We start from the raw sequence: 13,326 nt of genomic DNA, 5'->3' as shown, positions 1-13,326 counted from the left end.
CCATCGAACGGCGGAAATCAGTCGCGTGGCGTAAGCGCCACCTGTGCCGCCAGCGACCGCACCGTCGCCGTATCCGGCAGGTTCGGGCCGAAACAGCCCAGCTTGGCGGCGGCGAAGGCCACCGACAGGCGCGCCACATCCTCCAGCTCCCCATTCATCTGGAAGGCGGCGATCAGGCCGGCAACCATCGCGTCGCCCGCCCCGACGGTGCTCAGCGCCGTGACCGGCGGCAACCGCCCGTGCAGAGCGCGCCCCGCGCCGACGAACAGCGCGCCGTCCGCCCCCAGCGACACCACGACCACCGCCACGCCGCGCAGGTGAAGATCGCGCGCCGCCGCCAGCAGATCCGCCTCGGTCGGCAGAGGCCGGCCGGCCCAATCCTCCAACTCGTGGCGGTTCGGCTTGATGCAGTGGGGCAGCGCGTCGGTGGAGGCCAGCGCCGCCGCCAGCGGCGCCCCGCTGCTGTCCAGCACCACGCGGGCGCCGACCGCCGAAAAGTCGGCGATCAGCCCGGCATAGGTGTCCGCCGGCAATCCGTCGGGCAGGCTGCCGGCCAGCAGGACCGGCGTCCCCGGCCCCACCGGACCCAGCACCGCCGCGCGCACGCGGTCGAGCGCGCCGGCATCGACGGTCAGGCCGGGAAGGTTGATGTCGGTGGTGTCGTTGGCGGCGAGATCGGCGATCTTGATGTTGACGCGCGTCTCTCCCGGCAGCCGCAGGAAGGTGTCGGCGATGCCCTTGGCCTGGAACAGCGCCTCGAACGGCGCCGCGTTGCCGCTGCCCAGCAGGCCGGCGGCGATCACCGGCGTGCCCCAATCGGCGAGGCAGCTGGCGACGTTCACGCCCTTGCCGCCGGCATTGTAGAGCACCGACTTGGCCCGGTGGACGCTGCCGGGCTTCAGCGCCTCGACGGTGATGGTCTGGTCGATGGCCGGGTTCAGGGTGACGGTGACGACGTGCTGCGTCATGACGCCCCCCCTTCCAGCGCCCGCACGTCGTCGGAGGATTCGCAGTCCAGCGCGCGCCGGGCCAAATCCTGCAGACCGGCGAGGTCGCTGTCGCGCAGCCGGTCCTTGACGCCGGGGATGTCGCGCGGGGTCATCGACAGCTCGCGCACGCCGAGGCCGGCCAGCAGGGCGGCGCCGAACGGGTCGCCGGCGATGCCGCCGCAGACGCCGACCCAGCGGCCATGCTTCTCGGCGCCGTCCACCGTCATGCGGATCAGGCGCAGCACCGACGGGTGCAGGCTGTCCGCCTCTGCCGCCAGTTCGGGATGCTGGCGGTCGATGGCCAGCGCGTACTGCGTCAGGTCGTTGGTGCCGATGGAGAAGAAATCGACATGGCGGGCCAGCGCGTCGGCCTGGATGGCGGCGGCCGGTACCTCCACCATGATGCCCAGCGGCACCGCGGGCGCGTCCAGTTCCGCCCGGATACGGTCGCAGACGGCGCGCAAGGTCTCGATCTCGCGCAGGGTGGTGATCATCGGGAACATGATCAGCAGCGATCCCGGCTTCGCCCCCCTGGCGGCGCGGTAGAGGGCGCGCAGCTGCGGTTCCAGCAATTCGGGATGGCGCAGAAGCAGCCGGGCGCCGCGCACGCCGAGGAACGGGTTCTCCTCATGCGGAAGCTGCAGGTGCGGCACCTGCTTGTCGCCGCCGATGTCGAGCGTGCGGACGATCAGCGGCCGGCCGTCCAGCGCCTCCAGCATGGCGCGGTAGGTCTCGTACTGCTCGTCCTCGCCGGGGGCGTCGCCGCGCTCCAGAAACAGGAACTCGGTGCGCATCAGCCCGACGCCCTCGGCGCCCTGGGACAGCGCCATGGCCACCTGATCGGGCCGGTTGACGTTGGCGCCGATCTCCACCGCGTGACCGTCGCGGGTGCGGGCGGGCAGGCCGCGCCGCTCCTCCTGCCGGGCCTTCATGACGCGCTGCTCCTCGATCCAGCCATGGGCGGCGGCGAGGGCGGCATCGGACGGGTTCAGGTACAGGCGCCCCGCCTGGCCGTCGAGGATGGCGGTGGTGCCGTTGGCAAGCTCGGTCAGCGCACCGCCGCCCGCCACCATCGCCGGCAGCCCCAGCGTGCGCGCCAGGATCGCGGTGTGGGAGGTCGGGCCGCCCTGCGCCGTCGCCAGTCCGATGACCCGCCCCATGTCGAGCGCGGCGGTGTCGGAGGGCGACAGGTCGTCGGCGACCAGGATGCAGGGGCTGTCCGGCAGGTCGCGGATCGAGCCGCCGCGCAGTTCGGGATCGATGCGGGTCAGCACCCGGCGGCCGACGTCGCGCAGGTCGGCGGCGCGGCCGGCCAGCACCGGGTTGGGGTTGGCGGCCAGCGTCGCGGCGCTGCGTTCCACCGCCTCGTTCCAGGACCAGCCGGGGCCATGCCCCTCCACCATCAGCTGGCAGGCCAGCGTGATCAGGCCGGCATCGTTCAGCAGCTCCGCCTGCGCCGCGAAGATCCCGGCCTCGGCAGGCCCGAGACGGCGGGCGGTGTCGTCGGCCAGCGCCTTCAACTGCTGGCGGGTGAGGTTCAGCGCCTCGTGCAGGCGGTTGCCGCCCTCCAGCAACGGGACCGGACGGTCGGGCACGGTCAGGTCGGCCTTCGGCATCACATGGACCGGACCGATGGCGAGGCCGGGGCTGGCGCCGATGCCGGCGATCACCGGCATTGCACGGCCATCCGCGGCGGCCGGCGGGTTCCAGCCATGCACCACGGCCTTTGCCTTGCGGGCCGCGGCGGCGGCGTCCGCCTTCTCCCGCGCGCTCAGGCCCGTGATGGTCGCGCGCAGCCGGTTCAGCACCGCGCGCGCATCCGGGCCGTCGGCCGAAACGGTGATGCGGTCGCCGGGCCGCAAGCCGAGCTGCAGCAGCGCGACCATCGTCTTGCCGTCGGCCACCTCGCCGCCATGGCGGATGCGGACCCGGCCGGCGGCGGCGCGGGCCGTCTCGACCCAGGCGGTGGCGGGACGGGCATGCAGGCCGGTCGGGTAGTCGACCACCCAATCGAACGTCTCGGCGAGGTCGCCCTCCTCCGCATCGGATGCCGCCGGCGTCGCGGATTCTTCCGACAATGCCGCGACCAGATCGGCCGGATCCCTGGTGGTGAAGAGCGCGTCCAGCCGCGGCTCGTCCTGCATCAGGCGGGTCAGGCGGCGCAGGATGGCGATGTGGGCATCGGACTGCGCCGCGATCGCCACGACCAGCCGGGCGGTCTGCCCCTCGTTCCAGACCACGCCGTCCGGCACCTGCAGGATGGCGATGCCGTTGCGGCGGACCAGATTGCGATCGTCCACCATGCCGTGCGGGATGGCGACGCCATGGCCGAGGAATGTGTTCGCCACCGCTTCCCGCCGGATCATGCTGTCGGCATAGGCGGGGTCGATGCAGCCCGCGGCGATCAGCAGCTGCGCCGCCTCGCGGATCGCCGCCTCCTTCCCGGCCGGGGCGGCACCAAGCCGGACCAGATCCGGGGGAAGGCTAAGGGGGTGCGTGTCGGTGGCCATGGCGACCGTCTCCTCCGCGTGTTCTTGTATGGTCTGTTGAGAACAAGTGCAAACGATTACAGTTGGGGTGTCAACGCCTGTTGCATTGCAGCATATAGACTTTTACGGATGGTCTTCTTGTCAACCCTACGAAAATGGGAGATGTTCGAACGAATGTATTGAAAACGTTTTCATTAACGCTCTCATATGGCTTTCAAAATGCGCCGCGCGCTGGCCATCCGTGGCCGGCGCCGCTAAGGTTGCCTCCCTCAATCGGGGAAATCCTCCACACGATCGGTCAGGACATGAGCGTCTCGGGGAAAGCCGCCGGCATCAAGGATGTGGCCAAGGCAGCCGGCGTATCGGTCGCCACCGTGTCGCGCGTGCTCGGCAACGGCCCGGTCAGCGAGGCGCTGCGCAAGCGGGTCGAAGATGCGGTGCGCGCCACCGGCTACCGTCCCAACCTGTCGGCACGGCGGCTGCGCTCCCGGCATTCGCAGACCATCGGGCTGGTGGTGTCGGACATCCGCAACCCCTTCTTCACCGCCGTCAGCCGCGCGGTGGAGGATGCGGCGTACCGCGCCGGCATGCGCGTCATCCTGTGCAACAGCGACGAGAACCCGGAACGCGAGGAGTTGTACCTGCGCCTGATGCAGGAGGAGCGGATCACCGGCCTGATCTTCGCCCCCACCCGCAGCACGCTGGACCGGCTCGACGGGCTGGACTTGGATTTTCCCGTCGTTCTGATCGACCGTAACGCGCCGACCGGGCGGTATGACGCGGTGGTGCTGGACAACCCGCGCGCGGCGGCGATGCTGGTCGAGCATCTGCATGCCCAGGGCTACCGCCGCATCGCCGGCCTGTTCGGCAACACCAGCACCACCGGCCAGGAGCGCCACGACGGCTATCGCGCCGCCATGACCGCCCGCGGCCTGACGCCCGCCGCCCGCTTCCTAGCGCCCTATGCCGACGCGGCGGAAGAAGCGGTGGTGCACTGGATGGCCGAACCCGACCCGCCGGAGGCCTTCATCGTCAGCAACAGCCTGTTCCTGATGGGCGTGGTGAAGGCCGCCCGCCGGCTTGGCCTGCCGATCCCCGACGGGCTTGCGGTCGCCGGCTTCGACAACGAGCCCTGGACCGAGCTGGTCGGCCCCGGCCTGACCGTGATCGAACAGCCGGTGCAGGAGATCGGCCGGTCCGCCATGGCCCTGCTGTTCGAGAGGCTGGAAGCGCCGGACCGCCCCAGCCGCCGCCTCGTCCTTGGCGGCACCTGCATCCTGCGCGGGTCCACCGCCGCCCGGATGCCCGCCGGGATGACCGGCCGCCGGACCGACGCGGGCTGAGCGTCCGCCCGCTGTCGCCCGCCGGCACTTCGGACATGGATCGAAGACCCCATCTCGCCGCCTCCCAATCCTGGGGGCGATGCGCGGCGGAGCGCTTGCTTCCCCCGCTGTGCGCCGGCGGCCAATCGCGGGGGTAATCCCACCGCTTGTAACTTGGTGCTCCAGATAATCGTGACCCGAAAGATACGTCGGGCCTTGGATGAATCCCCAACGAACGCCCAATAATAAACACCCTTGCAGTGTGTGGGAAGAACAGTTCCAAAAGCGGCGTTGACCATCACCGCGGTCCCCCACTACCGTTCGCGGTGCAAATCCGAAAGAACAAACCCGATCAGGACTGAATAACGTAGTCGGAGAGAGTTTGTTTCTTCACCAGAAAACAATGGAAGCCAGCGGAGTTTTTGTTAGCTACGGCAACAATCTTCGCCAGCAACCGGTTTGCCGGCTTCTCGACTGAACATCCAAGCCACCGAGAGGTGTGAACAGGCGACCGTACATGCCCATCGCCGCAGCCTCTGGGGAGGGGCCGGCGCCGAATCCCGGACAAGAACCGCGACGCCGCCGGGATGACGCGGGACCGACGCTTCAGGGGACACCAACGGGGGTGAGCGTAATGCAAAATGGTTCCACCGGTCAGTCTGCGGCAGCAGAACCGGCCCGGCGCAGCTTTGCGCGGGACGGCGCCGCCACCATTATGGTCACGGCCGCCACGATGGGGCTGGGCCTGCTGACAGGCGTCCTGGTCGCCCGTACGCTGGGGCCGGACGGCCGCGGCGCACTGACCGCGGTGCTCACCACGGCGCAGCTGCTGGGCTGGCTGTTCGGCATGGGCTGCGGCAAGGCCGTGACCTATGCGCTGTCCCGCGACCCGTCGGCCGGGGGGCGGCTCCTGTCCACCTGGACGCTGATGCTGCTGCCGGTCGCGACGGCTGCGGTGCTGGCGGGCCATCTGCTTCTGCCGACCCTGCTGGCGGCCCAGCCGGCGGCGACGCTGGAGCTGGCCCGCCTTTATCTGCCGATGATCGCGCTGGCCCTGCTGTCGGAGCTGATGTTGGGACTGGTCCTCGGCGACCAGGATTTCCGCAGCTTCAACGCGCTGAACTTCCTCCAGCCGGCGGGGGTCGCCGTCTCCTACGCCGTGCTGTGGGCCATCGGCCTGTTCACGGTCGAGACCGCGGTGATCGCCCAGGCGACGATGAGCACGCTGGTGCTGGTCGCTGCGCTGCTGCTTCTGCTGCGGCGCCACGGCATCGGCTGGCCCGATCTCGCTCTCGGCCGCAGCACCGTCTGGTATGCGCTGCGCACCCACGGCGACGTGGTGGGGGGCGTCATCACCCAGCGGCTGGACCTGCTGATCATCCCGGCCGTCCTGCCGGCGGCGCAGGTCGGGCTCTACGCGCTGGCGACCAGCCTGTCCTGGCTGATCGTCAACCTGTCGAGCGCGCTCGCCACGGTCGTGATGCCGGCGGCCACCCGGCGCGGCCGGTCGGGGCGAGATCTGGTGCTGAACAGCCTGCAGGCGACCTTCGCCGTCGGCGGAGTTCTGGGGGGCGGGCTGTTCCTGTTCGCCGACATCGCCGTCGGCCTGGTCTACGGCCCCGCCTTCGCCGACAGCGCCCTGCCGCTGCGGCTGCTGCTGCCGGGCGCGGTGCTCTATGCCGCGGCGTCGATCCTGCTGAACGGCCTCTATGCCGAGAACCGGCCGTTCACCGCCACGCTGGCCAACCTGCTGGGCATGGTGGTCACGGTGTGCGGCCTCCTGCTGTTCCTGCGCAGCGGCGGGATCCTGGCGGCGGCGATCGTGTCCACCGTCGCCTATGCGCTGGTGTTCGTCGCCGCGGCGACGCTCTACCGACGGGCCACCGGGCTTCCCTGGCGGGCCTTCCTGCCGAACCCGGCGCTGCTCGTCTCGCTGCCGCGCCACCTGCTGAACAAGCCCCCGGCCGCCGCCACCGCGGCCGGACCTAACGGCGATTGACGAGGCCAGTGAACAAGACGGCGAAACGCCTGAACCCGGACATCACCCGGAATTTGAGGAAACCCACAATGCGACTGTCGCTCTTGACGCCCGAATATCCGCCCGGCGAAAAGCTCGGCGGTATCGCCACCCACACCCACACGATGGCGCGCGCGTTGACCCGGCTGGGCCATGCGGTGCAGGTGGTGACGCCGTGGAAGGCCGGCGGCGGTCCGGCGGCCGGCACCGCGATCGAGGACGGGGTGACGGTGCGGCGCGTCGATCCGGGCCCGCGGGTCCAGCCGATGCTTGACCGCTTCCGCACCAACCGCCGGCTGGCGGACGCCGTACGCTCCTTCAATCCCGACGTGGTCCATGCGGCGGAGTTCGATGCCGACGCCTGGTGGCTCACCCGTTTCAGCACCATCCCGGTGGTGACGCGGCTCGCCACCCCGACCGGGCTGGTGGTGGACACCAACGCCGGCAGCTGGGGTCCGCACACGCACCTGCTGAACGCGCTGGAGCGCGACCAGACCAGGCGCAGCGCCGCGATCTACGCCTCAACCCGCGCCATCGCGCGGCGGGTCGCCGACTATTGGCACATCGCGCCGGAGCTGATCCAGGTCATCCCCAACAGCATCGACCTCGCCGCGGTGAAGGCCGCCGGCGCCGGCCGGCCGCCCATTCCCCTGCCCGAGCGCTTCGTCGCCTTCTTCGGCCGGCTGGAAGGGCGCAAGGGCATCGCCGCCCTCGGCCGCGCCATCCCCGACGTGCTGGCCGCCAACCCCGGCCTGCATCTGGTGATGGTCGGCGGCGAGGACCCGGAGAGTGCCGCCGTCGTCGGCCAGTTCCGCCGCGACGTGGCCCCGGTCGCCGACCGCGTCCACTACACCGGCGCCCTGCCGCGCGAGCACGCGCTGGCCGTGGTGGCGCGGGCGGAGCTGGCCGTGGTGCCGTCGCTGTGGGAGAGCTTCGGCTTCGTCGTGGTGGAGGCGATGGTGCTGGGCGTGCCGGTGGTCGCCAGCGACTGCGGCGGCTTCCCCGAGATCATCGAGAACGGGCGCTCCGGCTGGCTGGTCCCGCCGGGCGAAGCGGTCCCGCTGCGCGACACGCTGATCGCCCGGCTGGCCGACCCCGCCGGCCTGAAGGCGGCGGCCGATGCCGGGCTGGAGCGCGCCAAGGCCTTCGACGTGGACACGGTGGCCGCACAGGTCGCCAGCCTGCTGGAGCATGCCAAGGCCGAGCGCACGCAGGCCGCCAACTCCGGCATCTACAACAACGGCTACCGCCGCCATTTCCGCCCCGACCACCCGACCACGCCCTTCTACCGCATCTATGACGAGAAGCGGCGCGCGGTGGCGGCGGAACTGGAGCGCGCGCCGCGGATGCGCATCCTCGACGTCGGCGGCGGCTATGGCCGCATCACCGGCCCCTTCGCCGAGCGCCACGACGTGACCCTGGTCGACATCTCGCACGAGATGCTGGCCGAGGCGAAGGAGCGCTTCCCCGCCCTGGCGGTGCAGCAGGCCGACGCCCGCAAGCTGCCCTTCCCCGACGACAGCTTCGACCTCGTCATCGCCATGGATCTGCTCTGCCACCTGCAGGATCTGGAGGCCGGCGTGCGCGAGCTGAAGCGGGTGGTGAAGCCCGGCGGGCGCATCGCCTGCGACACCACCAATGCGAACCCGCTGTGGGTGATCGCCTATCCCCGCTACTACCGCTGGCGCCCCGACCGGCTGCTGGCGACCATGCGCTGCCACGGCGTCCTGCCGGAATGGAAGGCGCTGGTCCGCCACCACTGGGCGCCGGAGATGCGCAAGGCCATCGCCGCGACCGGCCTGACCCTGCAGAGGACCGACCATTTCGGACCGCCGGGGGTGGCGAAATGGCATCTTTGGTGGTGCCAGCGCGGCGGCAATGGCCCGGAGGGGCGCGCATCGTGACGAAACCGTCCCTGCTTCTCTTCCTCGCCCATGGCGGCGACCCGCACCGCGTCGCCATGGCGCCGGTGCTGGCCGCCGCGGCGGAACGCGCCGGGTGGGCCTTCGACCTCTATTACGACGGGCGCCGCAGCGGCCGGCATTTCGGCGGCTGGGAGGACGGCAACCGCACCGAGGCGACCGGCTCCGGCAGCCTGATGGCCGGCGGCCGGCATCTGGACCACGCGCTGTGGCTGACCACCCGCTACCGCGTCGTCGCGCTGGGCGATCCCGCCTCGCCGCTGTGGCCGGTGGTGGAATCCTGCGGCGAATGCGCCCTGCGCAGCACCGACCCCGCCGCCATCTACGAAACCGCCTTCCGCCTGCTGGAGCAACCGCTGCCCGAGGAGGTCGCGGTGCTGGACATGGCGCCGCAGACCCCGCTCGGCATCGTCGCCGCCCCCTTTCTCTACCCGCGCCTGCTGGCCGAACCGCGCCTGGGCATCGACGTTGGTGCCGACGCCGGCCTGCGCGAGCGGCTGGAAGCCTTGGGCGCCCGCCGCTTCGTCGGCCTCTGCGTCGATCCGGTGCGCGCCCGCCACTTTCCCGGCGGCCTCGACGCCGTGGAGGGCAAGGTGGCCGGCCAAAGCTATGCCAGCTTCAGCGCCGGCCTTGCCCACCGCCATGCGGAGTGGGGACGCGGCACCCTGCTGGGCGACCCCGAACTGATCGCGGCACAGCTGCCGCTGGCGGCGGCCAAGCGCCTGCTGCCGCTCTACGGCCGGCCGCAGACCGACGTGATCGACCGCGCCGCCGACCTGATCCGCGCCGGGGCCGACCCGGTCTATGGCCGGCAATTCGACGACCACGACTTCTTCGCGCTGGGCCGGCTCGGCCGCGGCCTGCAGATCGTCGATCCCGACCCGCCCTTCGCCAGCGCCGCCGCTGTGCCGCTGCGCATCCAGGAGCCGCCCCGGCCCTTCACCGATTACGAGCCCGACGACGAGACGCTGCGCCGCTGGGCGGCGGAAGGCCGGGTGCTGTCCACGCTGGTTCTGTGGTCGGGCATGATCCGCGAACTGCACTGCATCCCGCGCATCCTCGATCTGGTGGCGGCGACCGGCCTGCGCTGCGGCCTCGTGGTCACCGTCGACAGCCTGACCCAGTCCAGCCCCGCCGACCTCGCCCTGCTGGCGGTGCCGGAGGAGCGCGGCGGCGTGCTCGGCCGGGTGGAGCTTCTTCTCGGCAGCACCGGCCGCGGCGTCTGCGCCGAAGGTGAGATGGAGGCCGCCGAACTGGCCCGCCTGCTGACCGGCGCGCGGGCGGAGATGGCGAGCATGCTGCCGTCCGGCCTGATGCCGCGCGGCTGGTGGCCGCTGGTCGATTCCCCCCTGGGGCCCGGCAGCACGCCGCGCCTCCATTGGGAGGAGGGTCGTCCCGTCCTGCGCATCTCCCCCCGGCCCCGCCCATCGGAAACGCCGGCCGCCAGCGCCGAGACCGCCGAGACCGAAGCCCCGGCGCCGCGCAGCGCGCCCGCCGCCGCCCCGGCGATGGACGCGCGGCGGATGATCGGCAACGCGCTGCGCCGCTACCGGCTCGACCGCTTCTACGAGGCGTGGCGTCCCTACGACGACGCCCGTCCCGGCCCGGTCCGGGCCGACATCGCCGCCGCGGTCCGGTCCGCCGGCTTCGACTACATGTGGACCAAGGCCGGTTTCGGCAGCGCCGCGCCGGCCCAGGTGGACGGCGACTTCGTCGCCCTGCCCTTCACCGCCGGCGACTGGGACGGCTGGTCGCCCTTCTACACCATCCGCAACACCGCGCAGGTCCGCTCGGCCGAGCGCCGGCTGACCCGCGGCGGCAAGCCGGGATGGCTGGCGTCCAACATCGACTCCATCCTGTGGATGCTGCCCGGCGAGGTTCTGGAGAAGGGCCGCGCGCTGTTCCAGGTCGCCCAGCTCGTCGCCGGCGGCGGCGGGACCGGCAAGCTGGTCAACGTCACCCCCAACACCGTCGCCCGCTACGCCCGCATCCTGGCCGAAGCGAAGGCGGGAGAGCGGACCGCCGGACAGGCTCCTCCGCCCGCCCCCCCCTCCGGCACGTCCGAGGCGGCGCACGACATCGCCGCATCGAACGCCGCCTCAAACGCCGCCGGCTCCAAAGCCGCAAAGGACCCGGCCGAGGTCGGCTGAGCCGCCGTCCGTCCTCCCCATCGGCCTTCCCCGCGCACAGTCAGTCGAGATAGAGGAGTTCAGCCCATGGAAGCACCGGAACACCGCATGCCACCCGGCGCGGCCGGTTTCGCCTCCGGTCTGGTCGCACCGCCGGTCGGTTCGGGCGCCGACAAGGTCGACGTCAAGCGGCTGGCTCAGACACTTTGGCGCCAGAAATGGCTGATCCTGGGCATTACCGCGGTCCTGTGGCTGCCGGCGGTGCTTCTGATCAACTCGATGACGCCGCTCTACAGCGCCTCCACCGTGGTGGTGATCGACCCGCATCCGAACCGGGTCATCAACATCCCCTCGGTGTCGGAGCCGATGGGCATCTTTCAGGACACCGTCAACACCGAGGTCGAGATCCTGCGCTCCCGCGATCTCGCCCGCCGGGTGGTGGAGGCGCTGAACCTGGGGCAGGAGCCGGAATACGCGGCGACCGCCGAAAAGCCCGGCCCGCTCACCCCGCTACTGGAGGAGGGCCGCGCCCTGCTGGCCGACGTGGCCGGCGCCCTGCCGGGGCCTCTGCCGGCCATGCTGACGCCGCCGCCCCGCCCCGCCGCCCCAACCGGCGACGCCGCCGAGATGGAAAGCACCCGCCTGATCGACGCCTTCCAGAAGAACCTGCGGGTCAGCCCCGGCGTGCAGTCGCGCGCGATCCGCATCACGGTGGAGGCCAAGGATCCGCAGCTGGCCGCCCGCGCCGCCAACGCGGTGGCCGACGCCTATGTCGCCATCCAGGTCGAGACGAAGCGCAACGCCACCCAACGCGCCAGCGAATGGCTGCAGAGCCGGCTGGACGAGCTGCGCCAGGACATGACCACCACCGGCCGCGCCGCGGTCGAGGCGATGCGGTCGGAAACCGGCATGGTCAAGGGGCGCGACGCCCCGCTGGTGAACGAGGAGATGTCCGCCCTCAACGCCCAGCTGGCGGAGGCGCGCTCCGCCCACGCCAACGCCCAGGCCCGGCTGCGCCAGTTGCAGGCCGTTCGTCCCGGCAACCCGGAATCGCTGGTCGGCGCCGACATCGGCGGCGATCCGCTGATCACCGGCCTGCGCCAGCGCCAGACGGCGCTCAGCGCCCAGCTGGCCGAGCTGCGCGCCCAGTATGGCGACCGCCACCCGGCGCTGACCCGTCCGGCCGCCGAACTGCGCGAGCTGAACGCGTCGCTCGCCACCGAGGTCGACCGCGTGGTGCGCGGCCTGCGCGGCGAGGTGGAACAGCAGGTCGCCCGGATCCAGGACCTCAGCCGCCGGCTGGAAGGTCTGCGCAACGAATCCTTCGACACCCTCCAGGCCGATGTCCGTCTGCGCGAATTGCAGCGGCAGGCCGATGCCTCCGACGACAATTACCGCCGCGCCGTCACCCGCCTGAAGGAGACGCAGGTGCTCCAGGCGCTGGAGATGACGCCGGACGTGCGCGTCGTGTCCTCCGCCTCGGTGCCAACGGGTCCGGTCGGGCCGGGCAAGGCGGTGCTGGCCGGGCTGGCCGCGGTCGTCTGCGGCGCCATCGCCACCGGCATCGCCCTGGTGCGCACCATGGGCCAGCGCGGCGTCTACAGCTCCCATCAGGTGGAGGCCCTGCTGGGCCTGCCGGCGGTCGGCATCGTGCCGCTGCTGGGCCGGAGCAAGCGCGGGACCGACTCCGCCCGGGACCCCTATGCGGAAACCAGCGGCAGCGACTTCGCCGAAGCGGTCTGGCGGCTCTGCGCCCGGCTGCGTCTGGTCCGCACCGGCGCCGAGCCGGCCACGGCCAAGGGCGGCGAGGTCATCATGCTGACCTCCTCCGTCGCCGACGAGGGCAAGACGACGATGGCGGTGGCGCTGTCCGCCTTCCTGGCCGATGCCGGGCGCCGCGTGGTGGTGGTCGATTGCGACACCCGCCGGCCCAGCATCCACCGCCTGCTCGGCAACGGCCGCCCGCCCAAGGGCCTGACCGACCTGCTGAACGGCGACGCCACGCTGGATCAGGTGGTGCATCTGGACGAGCGCCGCCGGGTGGCGGTGATCGCCGCCGGACGGCCGGTTGACCGGCCGCAGACCCTCCTCGGCTCCCAGGCGATGCTGTCGCTGCTGGTGGAACTGTCCGAACGCTACGACGTGATCGTGCTCGACACGCCGCCGGTGCTGTCGGTGTCCGACGCGCTCATCCTGGCGCCGCTGGCCGACCGCATCCTCTATGTCGTGCGCTGGGCGCGCACCGCCTCCAGCCTCGCCGGGGCCGGCATCAAGCAGGTGCGGCAGGTCGGCGGGCGGATCAGCGGGGCGGTGCTGTCGATGGTCAACGCCCGCGAACACGCGAATCTCGAATACGGCGCCCGCCCGCCCAGCGGCCGTTCCTACCGCCTGCGCCGCATCGCCTGAGCGGCCGGCTTCCAGCCTGAGCAACTCCCTGCCCCTTGCCGGAGAACCCACC

At 71.6% G+C, this 13,326-nt stretch carries 7 protein-coding genes; 5 read left to right on the top strand and 2 right to left on the bottom strand.

Translation table 11 applies throughout. The annotated features are described in order from the left end of the window. Positions 1–17: 17 nt before the first annotated feature. A complete protein-coding gene (gene pfkB / locus DM194_RS18525; protein ID WP_111069041.1) occupies positions 18–968 on the bottom strand; it encodes a 1-phosphofructokinase in 951 nt (316 codons plus the stop codon). After that, entirely contained in the window at positions 965–3,499 is a 2,535-nt protein-coding gene (gene ptsP, locus DM194_RS18520; protein WP_111069040.1) for a phosphoenolpyruvate--protein phosphotransferase, read from the bottom strand. Before ptsP ends, pfkB begins: the two co-directional genes overlap by 4 nt. Positions 3,500–3,783: 284 nt before the next feature. On the opposite strand from ptsP, the gene DM194_RS18515 reads away from it, so the two are divergent. The 5 genes from DM194_RS18515 (at position 3,784) to DM194_RS18495 (ending at position 13,274) form a co-directional block, all read left to right on the top strand. After that, a complete protein-coding gene (locus DM194_RS18515; RefSeq protein WP_111069039.1) occupies positions 3,784–4,821 on the top strand; it encodes a LacI family DNA-binding transcriptional regulator in 1,038 nt (345 codons plus the stop codon). Positions 4,822–5,434: 613 nt separating this feature from the next. After that, positions 5,435–6,799: an oligosaccharide flippase family protein gene (locus DM194_RS18510; protein WP_111069038.1), complete on the top strand. Its 1,365-nt coding sequence runs from the start codon at positions 5,435–5,437 to the stop codon at positions 6,797–6,799. 68 nt (positions 6,800–6,867) lie between these two features. Then, positions 6,868–8,721: a glycosyltransferase gene (locus DM194_RS18505; protein WP_111069037.1), complete on the top strand. Its 1,854-nt coding sequence runs from the start codon at positions 6,868–6,870 to the stop codon at positions 8,719–8,721. Then, entirely contained in the window at positions 8,718–10,889 is a 2,172-nt protein-coding gene (locus tag DM194_RS18500) for a hypothetical protein (RefSeq protein ID WP_111069036.1), read from the top strand. The genes DM194_RS18505 and DM194_RS18500 overlap by 4 nt, the downstream gene beginning before the upstream one ends. A gap of 66 nt (positions 10,890–10,955) precedes the next feature. After that, a complete protein-coding gene (locus DM194_RS18495; protein ID WP_111069035.1) occupies positions 10,956–13,274 on the top strand; it encodes a GumC family protein in 2,319 nt (772 codons plus the stop codon). Positions 13,275–13,326 lie beyond the last annotated feature (52 nt).

The organism is Azospirillum ramasamyi (assembly GCF_003233655.1).
GTDB classification, from domain to species: Bacteria; Pseudomonadota; Alphaproteobacteria; order Azospirillales; family Azospirillaceae; genus Azospirillum; species Azospirillum ramasamyi.
Note: the sequence above shows the minus strand (reverse complement) of the source record. Positions and strands in the feature narration are given on the sequence as shown.